This window comes from Actinoplanes sp. CA-252034 (assembly GCF_050956125.1).
Classification (GTDB): domain Bacteria; phylum Actinomycetota; class Actinomycetes; order Mycobacteriales; family Micromonosporaceae; genus Actinoplanes.
On record NZ_CP191846.1, the window covers coordinates 5256935 to 5281014 of the forward strand.

Below are 24080 nucleotides of genomic sequence, written 5' to 3' on the forward strand. Positions count from 1 at the left end.
GACCCCACCCTAATACAAAGCCTCGCTTTAACAAGCGGTTCTTTGTGTAATGCCCGGGCGGCACGCATCTCTGTGCCGCGATCGGCCGGTTGCCGCGGGATGACCGCCGGATGAGCGCGGATGACCCGGGACTGCTCATCCGCGGCCGCGGCGCAGCCGATGATGACCCCGGCGCACCGTGGCCGGACTCGGCGTGACTGACGCCACCCTCCGGTTTATTGATCATTCAACAGATGCGGACGATGCTGGTTGCTGAAGGTTCAATAACTTTGGGGGTACGCGATGACGGCGCAGATTCGTACGCAGGTGACGGTGCCGTTACGGTTCCCGGACGGGTACTCGACGTCGGCACGCGTGTTCACGTTCACCGGGCTGGCCGACGGCCGTGAGCACCTGGCACTCGGGTTCGGCGACTGGCGTACCGCGGTGACGGTCGCGGCGAACGGCGGCCCGGCGCCTCTGGTCCGGCCGCACAGCGAGTGCCTGACCGGCGACGTGTTCGGCAGTGAGCGCTGCGACTGCGGCCCGCAGTTGCGGGAGGCCGCCGAGCGGATCACCGGGACCGGCGGGTTCCTGCTCTACCTGCGCCAGGAGGGCCGGGGCATCGGGCTGTACGCGAAACTCGACGCCTACGCCCTGCAGGACACCGGCCTCGACACGTATCAGGCCAACCTGGCGCTGGGCCACGGCGAGGACGAGCGTGACTACACCGCCGCCGCGCAGATGCTGCAGTCCCTCGGCGCGCCGCGGATCCGGCTGCTCAGCAACAACCCGGACAAGGCGGCGCAGCTCGCCGCACGGGGCATCGACGTGACCGAGCGGATCCCCACCGGCGTGCACCTGTCCGCCGCGAACGCCCGCTACCTGACCACCAAGCGCGACCACACCGCCCACACGCTGGACCTGCCGTTGACAGCGGTGGCGTCGTGACGGCCGCCGACCGTTTCTGGCTCAGCGAGGCGATCCGGGTGTCCCGGCTGGCCCCGGCCGTACCGGACCGGTATGCGGTGGGCGCGGTGGTCGTCGACGGCGACGGGACGGTGCTGGCCACCGGCTACACCGGCGAGACCCACCCGCACCACCACGCCGAGGAGGAGGCCCTGGCCCGGCTGGCCGGCCTCGACCTGTCGGCGGCGACCCTGTACACGTCACTGGAGCCGTGCACCGCCCGCCGGTCGCGCCCGGCCACCTGCACGCGGCTGATCCTGGACGCACACGTCGGCCGGGTGGTCCTGGCGTGGCGCGAGCCGATCCTGTTCGCCGACTGCGACGGCGTCGAGACCCTGCGGCGGCACGGCGTCGAGGTGCTGGAGCTACCCGACATGGCCGACCAGGTGCGGGCCGTCAACAGTCACGTCCTGCGGCCCGCCGCGCGTCTGGAGATCATCGGATGAGCCCGGGCGCCGCCGACGAGCCGCCGTGGCTCAGCGACACCGAGATGGGCGCGTGGCTCAACCTCGCCCAGATCCTGATGCTGATGCCCACCGCGCTCGACCAGCAGCTACGGGAGGACGCCGGCCTGCCGCACACCCACTACCACATCCTGTCGGCGCTGAGCCTCCGTCCCGAACGGGCGATGCGGATGACCGAGCTGGCCCGCCGGGCCGGCACCACCACGACCCGGCTCTCGCACGCGGTCGCCACCCTGGAGCAGCGTGGGTGGGTGGCCCGGCGGGCCTGCCCGACGGACAAGCGCGGCCAGATCGCGCACCTGACCGACGCCGGGTTCGCCGTGCTCGCGGCGGCCGCCCCCGGCCACGTGACGGAGGTGCGCCGCCTGGTCTTCGACCACCTCACCGAGGACGACGTGGTCCGGCTGCGCGACATCACCGCCAAGCTCCTGCCGACCCTCACCGGCGACGTCTGAGACGGCCGGTCACGGTCATTCGCGGGGTACGGCGGTGACCACCACGTTGTCGCGGTAGTGGCGGGTCGCGGCGTCGAACGGCCCGCCGCAGGTGATCAGGGTGAGGCGGACGTCGCCGGTGCGGGCGAAGTACTTCTCCAGTGGGACGGCCGTCTTGCGGTAGCGCTCCCGGGCGATCACGGTGAACCTCCGGTCGCGCCCGTCCGGGCCGGTGAGCGTCACGCGGTCTCCGTCGTCGAGGGCGCCGAGCCGGAAGAAGGCCCCCTCCCCCTCGGCCGCGCTGTCGACGTGCCCGGCGATGACGATCGACCCGGCCCGGGCGGCGGCGCCCGGCCCGAACCGGTACCACCCGACCCGGTCGACGCTCGGCGGGACCGCGAAGTCCCCGGTCGCGGGGTCGATGCCGACGGCGTCGACGGTCACGTCCAGGCCGAGCGACGGGATGCGCAGCCGGGCCGGGGCCTCGTCGGCGGCCGCGGGCAGCCCGCCGTCGGTGACCGGCACCCGTGGGCCCGGCGAGCGCGGGACCGGCACGCTCGCGACCGGCGGGCGCGACGGGGAGGCCAGGCCGGTCACCGACGGCCCGCCGAAGTCGGGCGCGGGCTCGGCCCGGCACGCGACGACCGCGAACGCCGTGGTGAGCACCGTGCCCGCGGCGACCAGGAGCAGGGCACGCCCCGGCGAGCGCCGGGACGTGCCGTCATGCTGCCGAGAGCTCACCGCCGGCCGGTGGCCAGCCGGGTCAGGCCGAACAGGGCCAGCAGGATGCCGACCGCGCCGGCGCCGTACCAGGGCAGGGACACGCCCCGGTCGGCGCGGCCGCCGTCGCCGCTGGGCACCCCGCCGGGCGCCGAGTGCAGCCCGTCGACGGTCTGCGCGACGATGTCGAGCGTCTTGTCGTCGGCCGACCCGATCGCGTACACGATGGTCGCGGTGCCCTCCTTCAGGTTGAGGTCGGCCGGGCCGAGCACCCGGGTCTCGGTGCCGGCCAGCACCACGTCGGCGGCGACGGTTCCGGCGTCGACGTCGGCCTTGGCCTCGTTCGGGTTGGTGAGGTCCTCGAAGACCGGCTTGCCGCCGGCGCGCACGTCCACGGCCGGGGCCGCGGCGGTGTGCCGGACGATCAGGCGGGCCTTGCCGGCGGCGAGCTTGGCGGTGTCGTTGACGAACGGCGTGAGCACCGGCTTGCCGTCCGCGCCCAGGTGGGCGACGAGGCTGATGTTCGCCCCGCCGGGGACCTCGGCGTCGTCGACGGTCAGCAGAGCGTCGGCGATCGGCGCGCCCGGCTTGGTCAGGGCGATGTCGTACTGCCCGGCCGGCAGGGTCAGCGGGCCGGCGACCTTGCCCGGCTGGAAGTCGGGGATGGTCTTCTCGCCGTTGACGTAGACGTCGACCGGCTGCTTGGGGATGCCGTGCACGACCGACACCTGCGAGTCGGCCGCGGCGTGGGCGGGCAGGGCGGCGAACGCGCCGGTGGCGCCGAGGGCGATCATGGTCACGGCCCCCAGCGTGGCCGTGCGGCGAAGGTACGAAGTGCGCACTGGTGCTCCTCTGACGATCGTCGTGGAATCGGTACGCACGGTCCTTCGCTCGCGGCGGCGGCCGTGGATGCGGTGGCGGAGAAAAAAAATCCGGTGCATCCACGGGCGGGCCGGGGAACGAAGAAACAGGAGAACAGATGCGCGGAAGGGAGGTCGATGAGCTCCGACGACGAGCTCGCCGAGCGGTTGCGCGCCGGCGACGAGAAGGCTCTGCGTACGGCGTACGAGCGCCATGGCGCGGCGGTGCTGTATCTGGCTCAGCGGCTGCTGGGCAACCGGGCGGACGCCGAGGACGTGACACAGGTGACGTTCGTGGCGGCGTGGACCGGGCGGGACGGCTACGACCCGCAGCGCGGCACGCTGCTGAGCTGGCTGCTGGGCATCGCCCGGCGCAAGGTGGTGGACCGGTTGCGGTCGGCGGCACGCGAGGACCGCACGACAGAGACGGTACGCACGCAGCTCCCGCCGGCGGACGAGCGGGAGACCCCGGAACGGATCGTCGACCGTCTGGTCGTCGCGGACGAGCTGGGCCGGCTGCCCGAGGAGCAGCGGCGCACGCTGGAGCTGGCGTTCTTCGACGATCTGACCCATCCACAGATATCAGCCGTGACGGGGTTGCCCCTCGGCACGGTCAAGAGCCATATCCGCCGTGGAATGGCCAGTCTGCGACGTCGTTGGGAGGTGGACGGTGCAGCATTTGGATCCCGATCGGCTGGTCCTTCTCGCGCTCTCTGAGGAGCCCGAGGAGTTGACCGAGTCGGATCATCTCGCGGAGTGCGCTGTCTGCCGACGGGACCTCGACGGGTTCCGTGAGGTGGCCGGCCTGGGGGCGGAGGCCCAGGAGGTCCACGATCTCCCGGCACCGCCGGAGCGCATCTGGCGAGCGATAGAGGACGACATCGCCCGTACCCGAGTGAAGGAGACGCCGGTCACCGACCTGGCCGAGCACCGCGCCCACCGCAAGCGCTCGCGCCGCTGGGCGCCGTTGATCGCCGCGGCCGCCGCCGCGGTCTTCGCGATCGCCGGCACCGTGACCGTCGACCGTCTGCTGGATCGGCGGGCCACCGAGTCGGTGACCGCGCGGGCCACGCTGACGCCGCTGCCGACGGTGTCGGCCGACGCGAAGGGCAGCGTCCGGGTGCTGGCCGACGGCGAGGTGGAGATCGACGTCAGCAACCTGCCGCTGACCACCGGTTTCCATGAGGTGTGGCTGCTGGATCCGGACGATCCGACGAAGATGGTCGCGCTGGGCAACCTGTCCGACCAGCGCCGGGTGGTGCTGCCGGTGCCGCCGGGCACCGACCTGAACCGGTTCCGCCTGGTCGACGTGAGCGACGAGCCGCACGACGGCGACGCCACGCATTCCGGAAACAGTCTGTTGCGCGGCACCTTGACCAGCTGAGCGTCAGGGAAACGGACGGGAATGGCCGGGGCGTCGAGCGCCCCGGCCATTCTTCGCGAAACGTTGTCCGCTGCCTTTCCCGGTGCTGGTGGTCCGGCGGCGATCGTGGAATGCAACGATCCCCGATCGACAGGAGACGACATGACCCGGAGGGTACGCATCCTCGCCGCCGGCACGGCCGCAGCGCTGGCCGTGACCGTGGCGCCGTGGCCGGTATCGAGCGCGACCGCCTCTCCGACGGTTCGGTCCCACACCTCCGAGCAGCAGATCCGTGCGCTGTTCACGCAGTGGAACCGGTCGCTGGCGACGCTCGACGCGCAGCGGGTGGCCGACCGGTACGCCCCCGGCGGTGTCCTGGTGCCGACCGTGTCCAACCAGGTCCGCACCAGCCGCGCGGAGATCGTCGACTATTTCCAGCATTTCCTGCAGAACCGTCCGCAGGCGGTTGTCACCGCATCGCACGTGACGGTGCTCGACCCGACCACGGCGGTCGACACCGGCACCTATCGGTTCACCCTGCGCTCCGATTCCGGGACGCGGATCGTGGATGCCCGCTACACCTTCGTCTACGAGCGCATCGGCGGGAAGTGGCTGATCGTCAACCACCATTCCTCGGCGATGCCGGAATAGCCGGCCCGGCGGCGCGGAAGGCGATGACGACACGCAGACCGCCACCGCCGGCCGCGTCCAGGTGGATGCGTCCACCGTCGTCCTCGACCAGCTGACGCACGATGGCCAGGCCGAGCCCGGAGCCGCCGGGCCGGCTGTCGCCGCGCCAGAACCGGTCGAACGCCCGTTCCCGCAGCTCGGGCGCGATGCCCGGCCCGTCGTCGGTGACGGTGACCCGCACCAGGTCACCGTCACCGACGGCGGTGACCCAGACCCGGCCACCGGTCGGCGACACCTCCAGCGCGTTGGCGAACAGGTTGTCCAGAATCTGTTCGAGATGACCGCGAGTGATCAGGGCGACCGGGCCCGGTCCGGTGCCGGCCAGCTCGAGGGTCACGTCCTTCTCGCCGGCGGCGGCCCGCCACACGTCGAAGCGTTCGCGGGTCACGTCGTACACCGCGGTCCGCTCCGGCGCCGAGACGTCACCCTCGGCCCGGGCCAGCGCCAGCAACCCGTTGACCAGGCGGCTCATCCGGATCACCTCGGCCGACGCCTGGTCGACGTCCTCGCGCAGCTCCGGGTCGTGTGCCGCGTCGGCGATGTTGTCCAGCGACAGCCGCAGGGCGGTGAGCGGGGTACGCAACTGGTGCGACGCGTTGGCGATGAAGGTGCGCTGGGAACGGACCAGGCCGTCGATGGTCTCGGCCGCCGTGTTGAGAGTGCGGGCCAGCGTCCGTACCTCCGGTGGGCCGGTCTCCTCGACCCGTACCGCCAGGTCGCCGTCGCGCAGCCGGACGGCCATCCGGTTCAGGTCTCGCAGCGGGCTGGTCACCCGGCGGGCGAAGACCATGCCGGCCAGGGCCGCGGCGATCAGCACGGCGACCGCAAGGACGCCACGGAATCCCCAGATCTGCCACTGCCGGCGGTCCAGGGGCGCGGAGGGGTAGGTGACCCGGACCGCGCCGACCACCTCACCGCGGGCATCGCGCGCCGGGACCGCCACGGCGAAGCCCTCCTCCCCCAGGCTCGCCTGAGGACCCCAGACGACGACCGGATCGCCGGCCAGCGCGCGGGTGAACGCCGGGTCGCCCGGTTCGACGGCGGCGGGCACCCCGTCGGCCGGACGGCCGGGCACGGTCACGGCGTCGAGCCGGCCCGGGGTCTGGCGCTGGTAGGCGTCCATCAGCTCGGCGAGCGCCCGGTGTGACGGGGTGTCACCGCCGGCCAGCAGCAGGGCCGCGGTGTCGGCCTCCCGGCGGGCGGCGCTGACCGCGTCGTCGCTGAGCTGATCGGTCAGCACCCACGCGACCGGAACGGTGAACGCGACGATGGCGACCGCCACCAGCACCACGTAGCTGACCGTCAGTTGACGGATCACGGAGCCGCCACCAGCCGGAACCCGACGCCGCGGACCGTCTCCAGGGTGATCGCCCCGCCGAGCTTGCGGCGCAGCGCCCCGACGTGCACGTCCAGTGTCTTGGTGGGACCGAACCAGTTGGTGTCCCACACCGATTCCATGATCTGCTCGCGGGTGAACAGCTGCCCGGGCTCGGTGGCCAGGTAGGCCAGCAGGTCGTACTCGCGCGGGGTGAGCGCCACCTCGACGCCGTCCATCAGCACCCGCCGCGCGCGCCGGTCGATGACGAGGCGTTCCGGCAGCGGCTCGTTCGCCGCGGCGGGCGCACTGTCCGCGCCGGACCCGGCGGAGCGGCGCAGGACCGCCCGGATCCGCGCGATCACCTCCCGCATCCCGAACGGCTTGGAGACGTAGTCGTCGGCGCCGAGCTCCAGCCCGACGACCCGGTCGACCTCCTCGGCCCGCGCGCTGATCACGATGATCGGCACCGATCCGCGGGCCCGCAGCTCCCGGCAGACGTCCAGGCCGTCGGTGTCGGGCAGCCCGAGATCCAGGAGCACCAGGTCACACGGCTGCGCCGCCAGCGCGGACCGGCCGTCGGTCACCCACTCGACCTCGAACCCGTACCGGCCCAGTCCACGTCGTAGCGACTCGGCGACGGGGTGATCGTCCTCCACCAGAAGTACACGCACCTGGAGAAGGGTAGCCGCCGGGCGACCGTACCAAGATCTCCCCGGAACCGCCCTGACCAGGGATATCACGACTGTCCGCCGCCGCCGGGCAAAGAGCGGGCAAAGAGCCTTGCCGATTCTTTGCCGAATGCTGGCCGAGTCTTTGCCCGGCTCACCCACCGGCCATCGGCGCATGGAGATTCATTATTGACTTACCGTCGTGACGGTCGTAATTTTCATCGGCAACAAGCTTTAATGAAAAGTATGCCCCTTCCCCAGGGAGGACACGGCTCATGTCCATCGCGAAACGCCTGCTCGGCGGTGCCGCGGCGACGGTCCTGGCGGCCGTCGGCGTGGTCGCCGTCAACGCCGGCACCGCCTCCGCCGCCGACTGCGGCTACCTGTTCGACGACTTCCACTACACCTCGTCCGCCGACCCGGCACTGACCGCCAACGGCTGGACCCCGCGCAGCTACCAGGGCGGACCCGGCGTTCCCGGGGCCAACTGGTCACCGAACGCGGTCACCTTCCCGACCGACGCCGGCCAGAAGGTGATGCAGCTGACCGCCTCGACCGACGGCACCGCCGCCGGGACCAGCCACGCCGAGCTCTACTCCACGCAGAAGCGCTACCTGGAAGGCACCTACGCCAGCCGGGTCCGGTTCACCGACACGCCGGTCAGCGGCAACGACGGCGACCACATCAACCAGACGTTCTTCACGATCAGCCCGCTCAACGGCGACCTCGACCCCACCTACAGCGAGCTCGACATCTCCGAGTACCTGCCGAACGGCGGCTGGGGCGAGACCGGGCCGATCAACTACCAGACCACCTGGTACACGTACCGCAACGAGCCGTGGTTCGCCGACAACCTGCACTCCGAGCAGCGGTCGAGCCTGAACGGCTGGCACGATCTGGTCGCGCAGGTCGCCAACGGCCACGTCGTCTACTGGATCGACGGTGTCCAGGTCGGTGACCACGGCGGCAAGTTCTTCCCCCGCCAGACGATGACCATCAACTGGAACCTGTGGTTCATCGACACGGCCACCCACACCGGCGGCCAGTCCACCTACATCGAGCAGGTCGACTGGGTGCTGTTCGCCAAGAACCAGGTGCTCAGCCCGGCCCAGGTCGGCTCGCAGACGGCGTCGTACCGGACGGCGGGCACCCGCTTCACCGACACGGTCGCCACGTCCGGCCCATGCACCAACCCGTCCCCTCGACCCCCGGCTCACCGTCGCCGTCGAACCCCGGCTCACCGTCGCCGTCGGTGCCGGCCGGAAACTGCTCCACCGCCCCGAACTGGCAGTTCAGCTCGGTCTACCTCGGCGGAAACACGGTCAAACACGAGAAGAGCCGGTACGGCGACCCGTCCGGCCCGAAGTCGGGTGACGGCGTGCACCTGTGGAAGGCCCGGTACTGGACGCAGGGCTCGGAGCCCGGCTGGACCGAGCAGTGGCAGGACCTGGGCCGCTGCTGATCCGCCTCGATGGGCCCGGCCGCGTGGCCGGGCCTACTCGTTGACCGCGGTGTAGCGGCCCCACTCCTCTTCCTCTTCCTCCCGCGCGCCCCCGACGTCGACCGTGACCCCCGGCAGGTCGTCGACCAGTCGCCGCGCCACCTCCGGCGACATGAAGTGATGATTGAGGACCAGGTGTTCCAGATGGGTGAGCGGCTGGCCTGCCAGTAGCGCCTCGGCCCCCGTGTCGCTCAGCGTCCCCCAGGACAGATCGAGCACCCTCAGCCGGGCGACGATCGGAGCCGCCGCGACGGCCGCCGCGATCTCGTCGGCGATCTCGGCGTTGCGCAACCCGAGCCAGGTGAGCGTGGGCATCGGCCGCCCGGCCAGGATGGGTGCGAGGTCGCCGACCCCGGCGTCACCGCCGTACTGCGCGACGCCGAGCCACAATTCCAGTTCCTCCAGCAGAGGCAGGTCGCACGCGCTGAGCGCCCGGACCAGATCGGCGGACAGTCCACCTCCCTGCAGGACCAGCTCGTGAAGGTTTTCGTGCCGCACCGGCCGCAGTGTCAGCCCCCGGGAGGCGCCGCGAACCCACAGATGTTGAAGTCCGGGGAAGGTCTCCAGCACAGGGGTGATGTCACCCTGAGTGATCCAGGAGATCTCGCACTCCTCCTGTGCGATCTCACCGATGAACAGCGCGCGAAGAGCCCCGAACCGGTCGGCGTTGCCGGTCAAGAGATCGATCGGGAAGGGACTTTTAAACGGATGTCCCCAGTTCCCGATGATCAGGGCTATCGGGCCGTCGGGCCTGGTGTCCTCCAGCATCTCGTCGAGGACCTGCTCGATCCTGCGCTCTCCGTGGCCGGTGTCGATCCGCCAGGCAACCGTCGCCGGGTCTTCCGGCACGCCGTCCTCCCAGCGCCAGACCGGAAAGCCTGCGAACGTATCCAGGTAGTCCTCGTAACCGAGCGACACCGGAACCCCCTTCCGACGGCGGCAAGATCACTCGCCGGTCAGAACATCCTCTCGGGGTGGCGTCCACGGCGCGGGCAAATCCGGGCACTCGTCCTGTGACGGGCCGACCCGCACCTCGGCCATTCCCAGGCCCGGCTCGCGGTCGTACCGCAAGTCACCGACGACCCACCCGTCACCCTCCGCCACCGCCCACGGCGCACGCGCGAACTGCAGCAGGGCGTCCACAGCGCAGTAGTCGCCGACCAGGCCCGGCAGGAGATCGGCCGGGAGGGCCAACTCGCCGCCCCAGGCGATCTCGGCCGTCGACGGCTGCGCAACCGGCACCAGCGGCGCGGTCCGTTCGGCGCCGGACGGGAACAGCTCCGCACATCGGGCGGCGGTGATCCAGCCGGGCGCCAGCGAATGGAACGCGCGACGGAGAACGTACTCGTCAGAGGTGGTCTGCACGGCCAGCAGCTCCCGGCACACCGGGTTGGCGGGCATCGGCGTCAGCACCACGTCAAGGGTCCTGGCCTGCGGGAACCGGTCGGCCAGCAGCGCCTCGATGCGGCTCTCCGCGGTCCGGGAGGTGACCACGAACGTCGCGGTCAGCGCCAGCCAGGTGACGACGCCGGCGGCGAGCGCCACCCGTGCGGGGGCGAATCGGCTCAGCGCGGCGAGCCCGGCGACGAGGGCGGTGAGCAGGGCGGCGAACGCCAGGGGTACGAACCCCGTGAACCAGCTCAGCCCGAGGCCGGCCGCCAGCACCACCGTGATCAGGATCCGCCCGGTCCGGCTCGGCAGCACGAACAGCAGCGTCGCCGCGCACGCCCACAACAGCGGCTCGACGATGAACACCGCGTCGCCGTAATACCAGTGGTCGTCGACCGGCCAGAACGGGTGCACCCCGTAGCTGTTGGTGAAGTCGAGCCCGATGTGCAGCAGGGTCGCCAGCACCGACAGACCGGCCAGGAACCAGGTGTCGCCGGCCGACGGCGTCACCTTCCGGCGCCACCACCACAACCGCACCGCCGCGAACAGCAGCAGCGACAGCGCGAGCGCGCCGGGCACGGTGTGGGTGTGGCCACGGTGGTGCAGCAGGTAGTCCAGGGTGCTGCCGGCCCAGGTGGTGTAGAGGACGTCGGCGTCGGGCAGGTTGCCGCCGACCGCCATGACGGTGATGGCGACGGTCCGCCGAGCCCGGTCGCTGAGCACCGCCGACGGCGGGACACTGCGGTGGACGGTCTCCGCGACCAGAACGCTGATCAGCGTGTGCGTCAGATTGTCCACGGAGGGAGATCCTACTGACGCATCGCCTCCTGCTGGATCCGGGGGAACTGGGCGGCCATCGCCTCGGCCAGCGCGTTCGCCCCGGACAGCGGACGCACCATCACCATGATCTCGTCGATCCGGCCGTCCTCGTCCAGGTGCAGGAAGTCGCAGCCGGTGAGCGCCTTGCCGTCGACCTCGGCCTCGAAGACCAGCGCGTGGTTGCGCCCGTCGGCGATCTCCCGTACGTACCGGAAGTTCTCGAAGACCCGCATGGCTCCGCGCAGGATCGCGGCGGTCAGAGCCTTCCCGGGGTACGGCTTGAACGCGACCGGACTGGTGAACACGACATTGTCGGCCAGCAGCCCCTCGATCGCGGCGGCATCCCGGGCCTCGACGGCCTGACGGAACGGGTGCATACGTCCTCCTGAAGAAGATCAACGACTCGCCATCGGCAACCATAACTATGATTCGCGGGTGTGACGGTACGAATCGCGATCCTCGGGGGCGGGATCGGCGGGCTGGCCACCGCCGCCTTCCTGCGCCGTGCCGGTCTGGCGTGCACGGTCTACGAGCAGGCCGCCGCCCTGACCCAGGTGGGAGCCGGTCTGCTGGTCACGCCGAACGCGGCCCGCCTGCTGCGGCGCCTCGGTGTCTTCGACGGGCTGCGCGAGCACGCGCTGCGCCTGGACGTCGGGTGGGAGTTCCGCCGCTGGCGCGACGGCACCGTGCTGTCCTGGGAGGACCTGTCCACGGCATGCGCCGACATGTACGGCGAGCACACCTGGACGATCCACCGGGCCGACCTGCTGCGTGCCCTGTTGCCGCAGGTGGAGCGGGTCGAGTTGGGCCGCCGGTGTGTGGCCGTCGACGGTGGCCGGCTGCGGTTCGCCGACGGGCACACCGTGGAGGCCGACGTGGTGGTCGGGGCGGACGGCCTCCACTCGATCGTGCGGGCCGCACTGTTCGGGGACACGCCGGCCACCTTTTCGGGGCTGTGTGCGTTTCGGGCGCTCGTACCGGCGGATGTCGCTCCCGATTTCGCGCGCCGCCCGGCGCAGACGTTGTGGCTCGGGCCGGGCCGTCATCTGGTGCACTATCCGGTGGCCGCGGGCCGGCTGGTGAACCTGGTCGGGGTGGCACCGGCCGGCGACTACACCGTGGAGTCGTGGACGGCCACCGCGACGGTGGCCGAGTTGCGGGCCGAGTTCGACGGCTGGGATCCGCGCCTGACCGGGCTGATCGAGTCGGCGGCGACGCTGGGCCGGTGGGCGCTGCTGGACCGGCCGCCGCTGCCCGGCTGGTCGCGGGGCGGGACGACGCTGCTGGGCGACGCCGCGCATCCGATGTTCCCGTTCTATGCCCAGGGCGCGGCGCAGGCGATCGAGGACGCCGCCGTGCTGGCCCGGTGTCTCGCGGAGCACGACGATCCACGGGCGGCGTTGCGGGAGTACGAAGAGCTGCGGATTCCGCGTACCACCCGGTTGCAGCAGGTCAGCCGTGCTCGTTCGGAGTCGAACCATCTGCCGGACGGGCCGGCGCAGCGGGAGCGGGACGCGACGTTCGCGCAGCGCGATCCGCTGGTCGCGAACGGATGGATCTACGGGTACGACCCGGAGGCGCCCTGATCGGAGCCGGAGCCGGAGCCGGAGCCGATGAGCCCGTGCACCTCGCGACGGTAGTCCTGGAAACGCGGCAGGGCCCTGGTCTCCACCTCGTCACGGGGACGGGGCAGGTCGATCGGTACCTCCTTCAGGATGCGGCCCGGCCGGCCGGAGAGCACCAGCACCCGGTCGGCCATCAGGATCGCCTCGTCGATGTCGTGGGTGACCAGCAGGACGGTGACGCCGACACGGACCGCGACCGACAGGGTGAGCTGCTCGAGAGCGGCCCGGGTCTGTGCGTCCACCGAGGCGAACGGCTCGTCCATCAGCAGGTAGCGGGGGCTCGACACGATGGCCCGGGCGATCGCGACGCGCTGCTGCATGCCGCCGGACAGCTGCCACGGGTGGTGGTCGGCGAAGTCGGTGAGCCCGACCATCGACAGGGCCTCGCCGGCCAGCCGCCGCCCCACCGCACGGCCCAGCGGGCGGACCGGGAACCGGACGTTCTCCCGGACGGTCAGCCAGGGGAACAGGCTGCGGTGGTAGTCCTGGAACACGATCGACACACCGGCGGGGATCGCGGTGACCGGGCTTCCGTCGTACCAGATCATGCCGTTGTCGGGTCTCTCCAGGCCGGCCAGGCAGCGCAGCAGCGTGGTCTTGCCGCAGCCGGACGGGCCGACGACCGCGACGAGCTCGTCCTCGGCCTGCACGAAGCCGACGTCGTCGAGAGCCGGGGTGCGCTGACCGCGGCGGCCGGTGAAGGTCCGGCTCAGACCGGCCACGCGGATCAGCGGGACGTCAGCCATCGACGATCGCCCTCCAGTCGTGGTACCAACGCAGGACACGGCGTTCCAGCAGGCCGAAGACGCCGGTCACGGCCAGGGCGAGCAGGCCGAGGACGATGATCCCGGCATACATCTGGGCCATCGCGTAGGTGCGCTGGGCCTGCAGGATGAGGTAGCCGAGGCCGCCGGTGGCCGCGATCATCTCGCTGATCACCATCATGATCAGGGCGATGCCGAGGGCGACGCGCATGGCGGTGACCAGGGCGGGCAGCACGGCCGGGAGGATCACCGTGTACGGCCGGGCGCCGCTGATCCGGGCGACGTCGACATAGCGCGGCTCGACGGCCCGGGTGGCGTCGACCCCGGCGATCAGAACCGGCCACATGGCGGCGGCCGCGATGACGGTGATCCGCATGCCCGAGGTGGGGCCGAGGGCGAGGACGGCGGCCGGCAGGACGGCCGGCGGCGGGATCGCGCGCAGGAGCTCCAGGCTGGGCCGCACCCACGGCTCCAGCGCGCGGAACCAGCCGATGCCGACGCCGAGCAGCGCACCGGCCAGTGATCCGAGGAGGAACCCGGCGATCGCGCGGCCGGCGGACGGGAGCACGTCGGTCCGCACGTCGATCGCGGCCAGCTCCCGGAGGGCGTCGCTGACCGGGGGGAACAGGCCGGTGGCACCGACCCGGCCGGCGACCTCCCAGGCGGTCAGCAGCAGCCCGGCGGTGGCCAGGCCGAGAAGCGGTCGCGCGTTCATGATCCGAGCAGGCTGTGGACGGCGGCCCCGAGCAGGCCCGCCGCGAGGATGCCGGTGTAGGCGGCGGCGATCTGGCCACCCTGCAGCTGCAGGCCGATGAACGAGCCGAGCCCGGGGCTGCCGGTGACCAGCTCGACGGCGACGGCGACGACGATGCCCAGGCCGGCGGCGGTGCGCAGCCCGGTGCGGATGGCCGGGGCGGCGGCCGGCACGGTGACCGTGGCGATCAGGCGCGCACCGGAGGCGCCGAGGACCCGGCCGGTCTCCACGAGCATCGGGTCGACATCCCGGACCCCGAACCGGGTGCTGATCAGAAGCGGCCACAGGCAGGCGAATGCCACCAGCAGAGCCTGCATCGGGACGCCGATGCCGGCGACCACGATCGCGACCGGGATCAGCGCGACCGCCGGGATCGGGCGCAGGAAGTCGACCACGACCCGGCTCGCCGCGTCAGCCCATCGGGACAGGCCGGTGGCCAGGCCGGCGGCGATCCCGACGACCGCGGCCAGCAGCACTCCGGCAGCCCAGGCGGTCACCGTGTGCCCGACGGCGGCGGCCAGGCCGCCACGGACTTCCGGCGACGCCAGCGCGGCGGCGACGTCCCGGCCGGCCGGGGTCGCGGTCGGCGGCAGCAGATGCACGAGCCGGAGCACGTCCCAGAGACCGGCCAGGACGAGCAGCCCGGCCAGCCCCTTGAGGACGGTCACAGATAGGCGCCTTCCGCACTGACCGGCTTCTTGGCGACCTGCTGCCGGGTGAGGATGTCGGCCCACCGCTGCCAGCCGGCCGGTGCGGCGGCGGTCGTGTAGACCGGCAGTCTGATCCGCCCGGCCAGGTCGGCGGCGACCTTCGTGTAGGTGGGCAGGATCGCGCGCAGCTCGTCCGGATGTGCCTGGGCATACTCGCAGGCCCTGGTCAGCGCTGTTCGGAACCGGTCGACGGTTGCCCGGTCCGATGCGGTGAAGCGCTCCGACGCCAGGAACACCGACTGTGGCACGCCGTCGGGCTGGCCGGCGCTGCCGGAGAGCAGATCGCGGGCGCCGGCGGCCAGCCCGGCGGTGACGAACGGCTCGGCCGGCAGGATCGCGTCGACCTTGCCACCGGTCAGGGCGTCGGCCATCGCCGGGAACGGCAGCTCGCTGAACTTCACCCTCGTGACGTCGACGCCGGCGCTCGCCAGCGCGTTCAGGATCGACAGGTGCGGCAGCTGGAACAGCGTGTCGACGGCCACCGTCCGGCCTTCGAGGTCCTTCGGCGCCGTGATCGGGCCGTCGGCGGCGACCTGAAGCTGGATGTTGTTCTCCGCCGGGTCGGCCGGGTTCGCCGAGGTGTTGGCGACGGCCACCACCGGCACGCCGTTCGACCGGGCCAGGAGCACGGCGGGCGCGTTCAGGAAGCCGATCTCGGCGTCACCGGACAGCAGCGACGGGATGACGGCGGGCGCCTCGGCCGGCACGACCCGCACGTCCAGACCCGCCTCGCGGAAGAACCCCTGCCGGACGCCGAGGACCATGGCGGCCGCTCCGGAGACGCCGATCGTGGACACCCGGACCGTACGCAGGCCGTCCGAGGTGGTCGGGGCCGGCTCCCCACCGCAGCCCGCGATGGAGAGCGCCAGGATCGCCGCCGTCACGAAGCACGATCTCCGCATGCCGCCCCCTCGTCAGGACATCGGCAACAATCTATCCGATGGAGGGGTGGTACGGGGCCCGCGTCTCACGACCGCAGGAAGGTCAGCACGGCCAGCACCCGGCGGTGGGTCTCCTCCGCCTGCGGCAGGCCCAGCTTCTGCAGGATGTTGCGGATGTGCTTGGCGACCGAGGCCTCGGCGACCGTCAGCTCGGCGGCGATCGCCAGGTTGGAACGTCCCTCGGCGACCAGGGCGAGCACCTCGCGCTCGCGGGCGGTCAGCGCGGCGAGCGGGTCACGGCGGCGGCGCAGCATCTGCCGGACCACCTCCGGGTCGACCACGGTGCCGCCGTCGACGACCCGTTGCAGCGCGTCGACGAACTCGCTGACATGCCCGATCCGGTCCTTGAGCAGGTAACCCAGATGGGTGCCGTCGCCCGCGCCCATCAGCTCGGTGGCATATCGGGTCTCGACATACTGGCTGAGCACCAGCACGGGCAGCCGCGGCCGTCGCCGCCGCAGCTCCAGGGCGGTCCGCAGGCCCTCGTCCTTGAAACCCGGCGGCATCCGCACGTCGGTGACGACCACGTCCGGCTCGTGCGCGGCGACCGCCGCCCGCAGCCCCTCGCTGTCACCGACCGTGGCGGCCACCTCGTGCCCGAACCGGGTCAGCAGCGCGGCGATCCCGTCACGCAGCAGGACACTGTCCTCGGCGAGCACTACCCGCAAGGCCGGCAAGGGATCTCCACGATCAGTCGGGTCGGGCCGCCCGGCGGGCTGGACAGCGACAGTCTGCCACCGACCACCGACACCCGGTCGGCGAGCCCGACCAGCCCGGTGCCGCGACCGGTGCCGCCCCCGAGGTCGGCGCCACCGCGCCCGTCGTCGGCGACCTCGACGGTGAGTGTCCGCGCGGCATAGCTCCCCGCTATCGTGCCGCGGCCGGCGCCGGAGTGCCTGGCCAGGTTGGCGAGGGCCTCCGCGACGACGAAATAGGCGGCCGACTCCACAGCCGCAGAGAACCGCTGCGGCACCGCGAAGGACACCTCCAGGGGTACGGGACACCGGTCGGCAAGATCAGCGATCGCCGCATCGAGCCCGAAGTCGGTCAGGACGGGTGGGTGGATGCCGCGGATCAGCTCCCGCAGCTCGACCAGGGCACGGCCCGCCTCGTCGTGGGCGCGTGACAGCTGGTCGGCCAGCGGCCCGTCGGGCGCGTCGAGCCGGGCCAGGCCGAGCATCACCGACAGCGCCACGAGACGCTGCTGGGCGCCGTCGTGCAGGTCACGCTCGATGCGGGTGCGCTCGGCCTCGAACGCGTCGACGAGACGCACCCGGGAACGGGTCAGCTCGACGACCGCCTGATCGAGGTCGCGGCGTGGAGTGAGCACCAGCCGGGCCAGCGCCGCCCGCAGCCGGGCCAGCAGCACCAGGCCGTAGGCGCAGGCCACCACGGCGATCAGCCCGACCGCGCCGGCCAGCAACGCCTGCGGCCAGGACGTCACCGGAACCGCCTTGAGCACGTTGACCTGCTCGGCGTCGCCGATCGTGCCGAACAGCACCGGGGTCGCCAGCACGGCCGGTGGCACGCTCACGCCGAGGACCACGGCCAGCAGGTCGACCGGCCAAAGGACGGTCATCAGCAGCCCGGCGAAGCCCAGTTCACGCCAGGTGCCCGGCTCGGTGTAGCGGGTGCGCAGCCAGGACGCGAGCCCCGGCTCCGGTGGCACGCGGTGCCGGTGCGGCAGCGGGCGCCCGTCGACCAGTCGCTGGAGACGTCGCTCGGCCGCCGCGACCGGGAGCCCGATCAGCGCCAGGCCGGCGAGCAGGGGCAGGCCCACGACGACGACCGCGAGCACTCCCCCGGCGGCGAACAGCAAGGCCGACACCAGCAGCGTGAGCAGGCCGGCGACGGCGTTCGCGAGCAGGTAGACGGCCGCTCGGGGGACGTCTCGGGCGTGCATCCGGCCACTGTAAACGGTATAGCCAGCACTACCGGGAAGAGGCAATCCTGCGGGGCTGTGCCGGGGTTCGGCGGGCGGCAGGGTTGTCGCATGACCCATGACGCGATCCGTCTGCACCGGGTCGTCCGGAGGTTCGGCTCCGGCGACGCCACGGTGACGGCCCTGCACGATCTGTCGCTCTCCTTCGCCGAGGGCACCTTCACCGCCGTCATGGGGCCGTCCGGGTCCGGCAAGTCGACGCTGCTGCAGTGCGCCGCCGGGCTCGACCGTCCGACCTCCGGCACGGTGCTGCTGGGCGACACCGACCTGACCGCGCTCGACGAGCGTCGGCTGACCCTGCTGCGCCGCGACCGGATCGGTTTCGTGTTCCAGTCCTTCAACCTGCTGCCGACACTGACCGCCGAGCAGAACGTGGCGTTGCCGCTGCGGCTGGCCGGTCGCCGCCCGGCCCGCGGCGAGGTCCGCGACGTGCTGGCCCGGGTCGGTCTGGGCGACCGGGCCCGGCACCGCCCGGCCGAGCTGTCCGGCGGCCAGCAGCAGCGGGTCGCCATCGCCCGCGCCCTGATCACCCGGCCGCAGGTGCTGTTCGGCGACGAGCCGACCGGGGCGCTCGACTCGGCGACCGGCCGGGAGGTGCTGCGGATGCTGCGCGGCCTGGTCGACGACGGCGGCCAGACCATCGTGATGGTCACCCACGACCCGGTCGCCGCCGCCCACGCCGACCGGGTGGTGTTCCTGGCCGACGGCCACCTGCACGGCACTCTCGACAGCCCGTCCGCCGAGACGGTCGCCGCCCGGATGACCGGGATGGAGGCCCCGGCGTGCTGACCGTGACGCTGAGCAGCCTGCGCTCGCGCTGGGCGACCCTGGTCGGCACGCTCGTGGCCCTCGGCCTGGGGGTCGCGCTGATCGCCACGATGGGCCTGGCACTCGCCTCCACAGGGACCGCCCCACCCCAGCCGCCGTCCCGCCTGGCCGGAGCCCCGGTGGTGGTCCGCGGCGCCGACGAGCTCCGCGTCCCCACCCGCATCGGCGACCGCGTCCAGCCGCTGGCCCAGCCCCACGAGATCCCGCCCGCCCTGGCCGCCGCCCTGTCCACGAAGTCCTCGACCGTCGCCGACCGCTCGTTCCCGGTGCTCGTCGACATCCCCGGGCAGTCCCGGGCCCACACCGGCGCGGCCTCCCCGGCTCCGGCGGCCACATCGCCGCTTCCGTTCTCAGACCGGCCCACGTCCCCGCCCCGTCCCACCGCCCCCTCACTCGGCACCACCACGGCCTCCACCGGCCCTGCCTCCCGCACCACCACGGCCTCCGCCAGCCGTGTCCTCCGCGCCACCATGGCCTCCGCCGGCCCTGTCCCCCGCACCACGATGACCTCCGCCGACGCTGTCTCCCGCACCACGATGGCCTCCGCCGGCCCTGTCCCTTCCGGCGCGACCACGTCCGGTGCCCACGCCGACCTCGCCTCTGCCTCTCGTGTCACCTCGACGGCCGCTACCCGCATCGCCCCCACACCCGCTTTCCCCGCCGGTGGGACGTCCGTCTCCCGCGCCACGTCGACGCCGGCCGACCGCGGCGCCCCCGAGCCGGCCTTCCTCATCAACTCGGCGGCTGCGTCTCCCACCCCGAACTCCCCCACGAGCTCAACCTCTGCTTCCGCCTCACCCCCTCCGCGCCTGGAAGCCCCGGCGGGGCCGGCGGGGCCGGTCGGGTCTGAGGGCGCTGATCGGCTCGTCGGGCATCCGTGGGGTGTCGCCGGGTTCGGCGGGCACCGCCTCGTCGCCGGTCGTGAGCCGCGCGAGCTGACCGAGATCACACTGGCCGCCGACCCGGCGCTCGTCGGCCGGACGGTCTTCGTGTGGACACCGGCCGGCAGCGGCTACTACACGGTGTCCGGGGTGCTGACGCCGGTCCCGTTCGAGCGCGCCGTGTTCTTCGCCGACGGCGCCGCCGCGGCCATCGCCCCACGGATCGACAACCTGGTGGTTGACGCGTCGCCGGAGGCCGTGCGGGCCGTCGCCGCAGGCTATCCGAGTGTGCGGGTGCTCACCGGGGACGACCGCCGGCTGGCCGACAACGACCCCGATCGTGACGCCGACGCGCTGGTCGCGATGAATGCGCTGCTCGGCACAGCGGCCGGGGTGACCACGTTCGTGTCGGTGTTCGTGGTGGCGTCGACGTTCGCGTTCGCGGTGGCCCAGCGGCGGCGGGAGATCGGGCTGCTCAGGCTGGCGGGAGCGACGCCACGGCAGATCCGGCGGGCCGTGCTCGCCGAGGCGGCCGTCGTCGGAGTCGTGGCCTCGGCGGCCGGCTGTGTCCTCGGGTCCAGCGGCGCGCCATGGCTGGCCCGGCTCCTGGTGGACGAACGGCTGGCCCCCACCTGGTTCACGATCGGCGATCACCGCTGGCCGTACCATGTGGCGTTCTGGACCGGGCTGGTCGTCGCGCTGGCCGGGGTGATGGTGGCGACCGTCCGGGCCGGGCGGGTCTCGCCCACCGAGGCGCTGCGGGAGGCGTCCGTCGACAGCCGTGCCATGACGGCGGGCCGGTGGGTCTTCGGGATCGGGATCCTCGCCGCCGGGCTGGGGCTGCTCTGCTGGCGGCTGCTGACCGATCCCGGCGAGGCCCTGCACCGCAAGACGTACACGACCCAGCCGATGCTGCTGATCACCGCGGTGGCGCTGCTGGCACCGGTCCTGGCCGGCCCCGTGGCCCGGCTGGTGGCGTGGCTGCCCGCCCGGCTCCCCGGGGCGACCGGAATGCTGATGCGGGAGAACACAAGCGCGGGACGGCGCCGGACGGCCGCGGTGGCCGCCCCGGTCCTGATCACCGTGGCGCTGGCCGGCTCGTTGCTCGGGACGACCGCGACCATCACCGGGGCCGAGGCCGAGGAGTTGCGCGCCCGGACGACGGCGGACCTGATCGTCACCGGCACCCCGGACGCCCGCACGGTGGCCGCGATCCGTGCCGTCCCGGGAGCAGAGGTGATGACCAGCGCTTCCACCAGCGTCTACACCCTGGAGGACGGGGTGGCGCTGGTCCGCTCACCGGCGCAGGCGGTCGATGCGGAGGCCTTGAGCGCGGTCCGCCGGCTGCCGGTCGAGGCGGGCGATGTCGGCGACCTCGACGACGACGGCATCATCGTCAACGAGGAGTGGGCCGAGCACACGGTCGGAGCCCGCGTCGACGTGTGGCTCGGCGACGGCACCCCGCGGACGCTGCGTATCGTCGCCGTCCTGGCCATCGGCACCGGCGGCGACAGTGTCTACGTGACCACCCGCAACGCCGGCGGCGCCTCACCGGACCTGCTCGAGTTGAGCTGGCACGCCGGCGCCGACACCCTGGCCGGTGAGACAGCGGTCCGTGACCTGCTCGAGCCGTCACCGCCGTCAGGCGGCGGCCCCGGCGCGGGGAAAGCCGGTCGGCCCGAGCCGTCAGGACGACCAGGCGCCGCGACCTCCGCCGGCGCGACGCCAACCACCGAAGCTACGAACCGCGGGGCAGTAACGAGCGGAACGGCAACCGGCAAGCCGGCGACCACCGAAACAGCAAACGCCGGAGCAGCAACCGGCGGGACAGCGACCGCCGAGCCAGCGATCACCGGAATGACGAACGCCGAAACAGCAACCGGCGGGACGGGAACCGGCAAGCCGGCGACCACCGAAACAGCGCACGCCGCGGCGGCGGCGAGCGGGGCGGCGGTCGGCGGGCACGCGGCCGGCCCGGCTACGGTCGGCGGGCCCACCGTGCCGGGCGCGGTGCGGGTGCAGACCCGTGAGCAGTGGCTGGCGGCGCAGGCGCCGGTGAGTAGCCGGCAGACGCGGGTGGGCTACCTCGTGGTGCTGGGGATTGCTCTGCTGTACACCGGGATCGCCATCGCGAACACGATGGTGATGGCGACCTCCGACCGGGCCCGCGAGCTGGCGGTGCTGCGCCTGGCCGGCGCGACGAGACGGCAGGTGCTGCGGTTGGTGGCCGCGGAGGCCCTGACCGTCGTGGTGGTCGGCGCGGTCCTCGGCCTGTTCGTGACGGCCCTGAACCTACTGGGCATCTGGGCCGCCCTGGCCACCCTCTCGGTATGGGCCTCGGTGATCGTGCCCTGGACGGGTCTCGCCGTGACACTGGCGGCCTGCGCCGTCGTCGCCGTCCTCGCCGCGGCGCTTCCAGCGGCCGCGGCATTGCGGACCCGCCCTGTCGAACTGGCCGGAACCCGTGAATAGCCAGGCCCGACACGAGCGAGCCCGGGAGAGTCGGGCCCAGGACGAGCGCGCCCGGGCCGGACGAGCCAGAAACGAACCGGCCTGGCCGGGTGGGTCACAAACAAGCACGCCCCGGCCCAGCGGGCCAGAGACAAGCACCTCGCGGGCCAGGCGGGTCCAAAACAAGCAAGGCCACGGCCGGACACGTCAGAAACAAGTTGGCCCCGGCCAGGCGGGCCCGGAATCGCGCGGGCCCGGGATGGGGCGGGCGGGCCCGCGATTGAGCGGGCGGGCCCGGGATCGAGCGGGACGGGATGGGGGCGACCCGAGATCGCACGGGGCGGGATGGCGACGACCCGGGATCGCGTGGGATGGGATGCGGGCGTCAAGGGGTGCTGATGGTGGCGACCAGGCGGGCGATGTGTTCGGCTCGCTGTTCGCGGGTGGCGGGGCGGCCCGGGATGCCCGGACGTTGTTGCCACGGGTGCGGGCCGGCCGGGTTCCGGTATTCGACGCCGAACGCGTCGAGACGGCGCAGGTGGTGGGTGAGGCGGTGCTCGAAGTCGGCGTAGTCGCCGCCCGCGGGGCTCCACAGCGTCTCGGCGACCGCGCACAGCCGGGGGAACAGCAGGTAGTCGACGGTGCGGGGGGAATCGGCGTGTTCGGTCCACATGGCGGCCTGGCCTCCGAGGACGTGGCGGGCCTCGTCGGGGGTGAGCTCCGGCGGGACCGGGTCGAAGGCGTAGACGTCGCGCAAACTCAGCGGGATCGACACGGGGATCGGCTCGGTGGGCAACTCCGACTGGCGGTAGTCGAGGTAGACCTTGTCGTCGGGGCAGGAGACCACGTCGAAGCCGCGGCGGGCGGCGGTGACGGCTCCGGTGCTGCCGCGCCACGAGGCGATGGTGGCTCCGGGTGGCAGGTCGCCCTCGAGGATCTCGTCCCAGCCGAAGGGCTTCCGCCCGGCCGCGGCGAGGTGGTCGCCGAGGCGGCGTACGAACCAGGCGTGCAGCTGCTGCTCGCGGGAGAGCCCCAGCTCGGCCATCCGCTGCTGGGTTCGCGGGTCGTCGCGCCACTGGTCCTTGGGGCACTCGTCCCCGCCGATCCCGATGTGGGTGGACGGGAACAGTTCCATGACCTCGTCGAGGACGCCGGTGAAGAAGTCGACGGTGGACTCCTCGACGTTGAGGATGTTGCGGTTGACACCCCATCGCGTCCACACCTGCTGCGGCGCCCCGGTGACGCCGAGCGCCGGGTAGGCGGCGAGCGCGGCCTGCACGTGACCGGGGGTCTCGATCTCCGGCACCACGGTGATGAACCGCTGGGCGGCGTAGGCGACGATCTCCCGGATGTCGTCCTGCGTGTAGTACCCGCCGTGCGGCCGTCCGTCGACCGGGCCGCCGCTGACCGCCCCGACCTGGCTCTCGTGCCGCCACGCCCCGACCTCGGTGAGCCGCGGATACCGCCGGATCTCGACCCGCCAGCCCTGGTCGTCGGTGAGGTGCAGGTGCAGCGTGTTGAGCCGGTGCATGGCCATCAGGTCGACGATCCGCAGCACGTCGTGTTTGGGCATGAAGTGGCGGGCGACGTCGAGCATGAGCCCGCGCCAGGCGAAACGCGGGGTGTCGTACACCTGCAGGGAAGGGATCGCCCATCGGTGACCGGCCCCGGGGCCTTGCGGTGCACCGCCGGTGGCAGCAGTTGGAGGAGGGCCTGGCAGCCCCAGAAGACGCCGGCCGGCCCGCCGCCGGTGATGATCGCCTGTCGGGGGGTGACCCGGAGGCGGAAGGCCTCCGCGTCGAGGTCCTCGTCCAGTGCGAGCGTGATGGTGGCGTCGGTGGCGGAAGCGTGCGGCAGCGGCAGCCCGGTGGGTGGGCGCAGCGCCGACTGGAGCCAGGTGAGGACGCCGCTGAGTGCGGCCGGGGCGCCGACGGTGGTGCGGTGGTCGAGCACGAGCTCGCCGTGGCCGGGGACGAGAGTGTGCGGACGGGGAGTCAGCAAGGCGGGACC

At 72.5% G+C, this 24080-nt stretch carries 25 protein-coding genes; 10 read left to right on the forward strand and 15 right to left on the reverse strand.

Annotated elements, in window-relative coordinates:
* Nucleotides 1–282: 282 nt before the first annotated feature.
* From ACQPZW_RS24055 to ACQPZW_RS24065, 3 genes are read left to right on the forward strand one after another with little or no spacing between them, the layout of a single operon-like run.
* Nucleotides 283–930 (forward strand): GTP cyclohydrolase II, encoded by a 648-nt coding sequence (locus ACQPZW_RS24055; protein WP_433797184.1) that lies wholly within the window; start codon nucleotides 283–285, stop codon nucleotides 928–930.
* Nucleotides 927–1394 carry a deaminase gene (locus tag ACQPZW_RS24060; protein WP_433797185.1) on the forward strand — a complete coding sequence of 156 codons (468 nt, stop codon included), beginning with the start codon at nucleotides 927–929 and terminating at the stop codon, nucleotides 1392–1394. Before ACQPZW_RS24055 ends, ACQPZW_RS24060 begins: the two co-directional genes overlap by 4 nt.
* Complete coding sequence (locus tag ACQPZW_RS24065) at nucleotides 1391–1867, forward strand: MarR family winged helix-turn-helix transcriptional regulator (protein ID WP_433797186.1); 477 nt, start codon at nucleotides 1391–1393, stop codon at nucleotides 1865–1867. Before ACQPZW_RS24060 ends, ACQPZW_RS24065 begins: the two co-directional genes overlap by 4 nt.
* A gap of 15 nt (nucleotides 1868–1882) precedes the next feature.
* Here ACQPZW_RS24065 and ACQPZW_RS24070 read toward each other — a convergent pair whose 3' ends face one another.
* Nucleotides 1883–2587, reverse strand: coding sequence for a class F sortase (locus ACQPZW_RS24070; protein WP_433797187.1), 705 nt, complete (start codon nucleotides 2585–2587; stop codon nucleotides 1883–1885).
* Nucleotides 2584–3408, reverse strand: coding sequence for a DUF4397 domain-containing protein (locus ACQPZW_RS24075; protein WP_433797189.1), 825 nt, complete (start codon nucleotides 3406–3408; stop codon nucleotides 2584–2586). The genes ACQPZW_RS24070 and ACQPZW_RS24075 overlap by 4 nt, the downstream gene beginning before the upstream one ends.
* A 156-nt stretch (nucleotides 3409–3564) precedes the next feature.
* Between ACQPZW_RS24075 and ACQPZW_RS24080 the strand changes: the two genes are divergently transcribed.
* From ACQPZW_RS24080 to ACQPZW_RS24090, 3 genes are all read left to right on the forward strand, one after another.
* On the forward strand, nucleotides 3565–4143 hold the full coding sequence (locus tag ACQPZW_RS24080) for an RNA polymerase sigma factor (RefSeq protein ID WP_433797190.1): 579 nt from the start codon (nucleotides 3565–3567) through the stop codon (nucleotides 4141–4143).
* Entirely contained in the window at nucleotides 4097–4810 is a 714-nt protein-coding gene (locus ACQPZW_RS24085; protein WP_433797191.1) for an anti-sigma factor, read from the forward strand. The genes ACQPZW_RS24080 and ACQPZW_RS24085 overlap by 47 nt, the downstream gene beginning before the upstream one ends.
* Nucleotides 4811–4951: 141 nt before the next feature.
* Complete coding sequence (locus tag ACQPZW_RS24090) at nucleotides 4952–5440, forward strand: SgcJ/EcaC family oxidoreductase (RefSeq protein WP_433797193.1); 489 nt, start codon at nucleotides 4952–4954, stop codon at nucleotides 5438–5440.
* Here the strand turns inward: ACQPZW_RS24090 and ACQPZW_RS24095 are convergent.
* Complete coding sequence (locus ACQPZW_RS24095; protein ID WP_433797194.1) at nucleotides 5409–6797, reverse strand: sensor histidine kinase; 1389 nt, start codon at nucleotides 6795–6797, stop codon at nucleotides 5409–5411. The two genes, ACQPZW_RS24090 and ACQPZW_RS24095, sit on opposite strands and share 32 nt — an antisense overlap.
* A complete protein-coding gene (locus tag ACQPZW_RS24100; protein WP_433797195.1) occupies nucleotides 6794–7468 on the reverse strand; it encodes a response regulator transcription factor in 675 nt (224 codons plus the stop codon). Before ACQPZW_RS24100 ends, ACQPZW_RS24095 begins: the two co-directional genes overlap by 4 nt.
* Nucleotides 7469–7740: 272 nt before the next feature.
* Here ACQPZW_RS24100 and ACQPZW_RS24105 point away from each other — a divergent pair, with 272 nt between their 5' ends.
* Nucleotides 7741–8982, forward strand: a complete 1242-nt coding sequence (locus ACQPZW_RS24105) for a glycoside hydrolase family 16 protein (protein WP_433797196.1) — start codon at nucleotides 7741–7743, stop codon at nucleotides 8980–8982.
* Here the strand turns inward: ACQPZW_RS24105 and ACQPZW_RS24110 are convergent.
* The 3 genes from ACQPZW_RS24110 to ACQPZW_RS24120 are packed head-to-tail and all read right to left on the reverse strand — an operon-like array spanning nucleotide 8961 to nucleotide 11551.
* Entirely contained in the window at nucleotides 8961–9884 is a 924-nt protein-coding gene (locus ACQPZW_RS24110; protein WP_433797197.1) for an STM4015 family protein, read from the reverse strand. The genes ACQPZW_RS24105 and ACQPZW_RS24110 overlap by 22 nt on opposite strands.
* A 27-nt stretch (nucleotides 9885–9911) precedes the next feature.
* Nucleotides 9912–11153 (reverse strand): metal-dependent hydrolase, encoded by a 1242-nt coding sequence (locus ACQPZW_RS24115; protein ID WP_433797198.1) that lies wholly within the window; start codon nucleotides 11151–11153, stop codon nucleotides 9912–9914.
* An 11-nt stretch (nucleotides 11154–11164) separates the two neighbouring features.
* Nucleotides 11165–11551, reverse strand: coding sequence for a nuclear transport factor 2 family protein (locus ACQPZW_RS24120; protein ID WP_433797200.1), 387 nt, complete (start codon nucleotides 11549–11551; stop codon nucleotides 11165–11167).
* Between the two features lie 60 nt (nucleotides 11552–11611).
* Here ACQPZW_RS24120 and ACQPZW_RS24125 point away from each other — a divergent pair, with 60 nt between their 5' ends.
* Entirely contained in the window at nucleotides 11612–12760 is a 1149-nt protein-coding gene (locus ACQPZW_RS24125) for an FAD-dependent monooxygenase (RefSeq protein WP_433797201.1), read from the forward strand.
* On the opposite strand, the gene ACQPZW_RS24130 is transcribed toward ACQPZW_RS24125, so the two are convergent.
* The 6 genes from ACQPZW_RS24130 to ACQPZW_RS24155 form a co-directional block, all read right to left on the reverse strand.
* Nucleotides 12733–13545 (reverse strand): ABC transporter ATP-binding protein, encoded by an 813-nt coding sequence (locus tag ACQPZW_RS24130; RefSeq protein ID WP_433797203.1) that lies wholly within the window; start codon nucleotides 13543–13545, stop codon nucleotides 12733–12735. The two genes, ACQPZW_RS24125 and ACQPZW_RS24130, sit on opposite strands and share 28 nt — an antisense overlap.
* A complete protein-coding gene (locus ACQPZW_RS24135; protein WP_433797204.1) occupies nucleotides 13538–14278 on the reverse strand; it encodes an ABC transporter permease in 741 nt (246 codons plus the stop codon). Before ACQPZW_RS24135 ends, ACQPZW_RS24130 begins: the two co-directional genes overlap by 8 nt.
* Nucleotides 14275–14985, reverse strand: a complete 711-nt coding sequence (locus ACQPZW_RS24140) for an ABC transporter permease (protein WP_433797205.1) — start codon at nucleotides 14983–14985, stop codon at nucleotides 14275–14277. The genes ACQPZW_RS24135 and ACQPZW_RS24140 overlap by 4 nt, the downstream gene beginning before the upstream one ends.
* A complete protein-coding gene (locus ACQPZW_RS24145) occupies nucleotides 14982–15929 on the reverse strand; it encodes an ABC transporter substrate-binding protein (RefSeq protein WP_433797206.1) in 948 nt (315 codons plus the stop codon). Before ACQPZW_RS24145 ends, ACQPZW_RS24140 begins: the two co-directional genes overlap by 4 nt.
* A 65-nt stretch (nucleotides 15930–15994) precedes the next feature.
* A complete protein-coding gene (locus ACQPZW_RS24150; RefSeq protein WP_433797612.1) occupies nucleotides 15995–16636 on the reverse strand; it encodes a response regulator transcription factor in 642 nt (213 codons plus the stop codon).
* Complete coding sequence (locus tag ACQPZW_RS24155; protein WP_433797207.1) at nucleotides 16627–17871, reverse strand: sensor histidine kinase; 1245 nt, start codon at nucleotides 17869–17871, stop codon at nucleotides 16627–16629. Before ACQPZW_RS24155 ends, ACQPZW_RS24150 begins: the two co-directional genes overlap by 10 nt.
* A 90-nt stretch (nucleotides 17872–17961) precedes the next feature.
* Here ACQPZW_RS24155 and ACQPZW_RS24160 point away from each other — a divergent pair, with 90 nt between their 5' ends.
* The gene (locus ACQPZW_RS24160) at nucleotides 17962–18699 is read left to right on the forward strand and encodes an ABC transporter ATP-binding protein (RefSeq protein WP_433797208.1); all 738 of its coding nucleotides are present in this window, start codon (nucleotides 17962–17964) and stop codon (nucleotides 18697–18699) included.
* Entirely contained in the window at nucleotides 18693–22091 is a 3399-nt protein-coding gene (locus ACQPZW_RS24165) for an FtsX-like permease family protein (RefSeq protein ID WP_433797209.1), read from the forward strand. Before ACQPZW_RS24160 ends, ACQPZW_RS24165 begins: the two co-directional genes overlap by 7 nt.
* A gap of 364 nt (nucleotides 22092–22455) precedes the next feature.
* On the opposite strand, the gene ACQPZW_RS24170 is transcribed toward ACQPZW_RS24165, so the two are convergent.
* Nucleotides 22456–23703 (reverse strand): beta-N-acetylhexosaminidase, encoded by a 1248-nt coding sequence (locus ACQPZW_RS24170; protein WP_433797210.1) that lies wholly within the window; start codon nucleotides 23701–23703, stop codon nucleotides 22456–22458.
* Nucleotides 23607–24071 (reverse strand): glycoside hydrolase family 20 zincin-like fold domain-containing protein, encoded by a 465-nt coding sequence (locus ACQPZW_RS24175; protein ID WP_433797212.1) that lies wholly within the window; start codon nucleotides 24069–24071, stop codon nucleotides 23607–23609. The genes ACQPZW_RS24170 and ACQPZW_RS24175 overlap by 97 nt, the downstream gene beginning before the upstream one ends.
* Nucleotides 24072–24080: the final 9 nt, after the last annotated feature.

Coding starts and splice junctions, on each gene's coding strand:
- ACQPZW_RS24055 (WP_433797184.1), top strand. CDS start 283: ATGACGGCGCAGATTCGTACGCAGGTGACGGTGCCGTTACGGTTCCCG.
- ACQPZW_RS24065 (WP_433797186.1), top strand. CDS start 1,391: ATGAGCCCGGGCGCCGCCGACGAGCCGCCGTGGCTCAGCGACACCGAG.
- ACQPZW_RS24080 (WP_433797190.1), top strand. CDS start 3,565: ATGAGCTCCGACGACGAGCTCGCCGAGCGGTTGCGCGCCGGCGACGAG.
- ACQPZW_RS24090 (WP_433797193.1), top strand. CDS start 4,952: ATGACCCGGAGGGTACGCATCCTCGCCGCCGGCACGGCCGCAGCGCTG.
- ACQPZW_RS24105 (WP_433797196.1), top strand. CDS start 7,741: ATGTCCATCGCGAAACGCCTGCTCGGCGGTGCCGCGGCGACGGTCCTG.
- ACQPZW_RS24120 (WP_433797200.1), bottom strand. CDS start 11,551: ATGCACCCGTTCCGTCAGGCCGTCGAGGCCCGGGATGCCGCCGCGATC.
- ACQPZW_RS24130 (WP_433797203.1), bottom strand. CDS start 13,545: ATGGCTGACGTCCCGCTGATCCGCGTGGCCGGTCTGAGCCGGACCTTC.
- ACQPZW_RS24135 (WP_433797204.1), bottom strand. CDS start 14,278: ATGAACGCGCGACCGCTTCTCGGCCTGGCCACCGCCGGGCTGCTGCTG.
- ACQPZW_RS24145 (WP_433797206.1), bottom strand. CDS start 15,929: ATGCGGAGATCGTGCTTCGTGACGGCGGCGATCCTGGCGCTCTCCATC.
- ACQPZW_RS24155 (WP_433797207.1), bottom strand. CDS start 17,871: ATGCACGCCCGAGACGTCCCCCGAGCGGCCGTCTACCTGCTCGCGAAC.
- ACQPZW_RS24160 (WP_433797208.1), top strand. CDS start 17,962: ATGACCCATGACGCGATCCGTCTGCACCGGGTCGTCCGGAGGTTCGGC.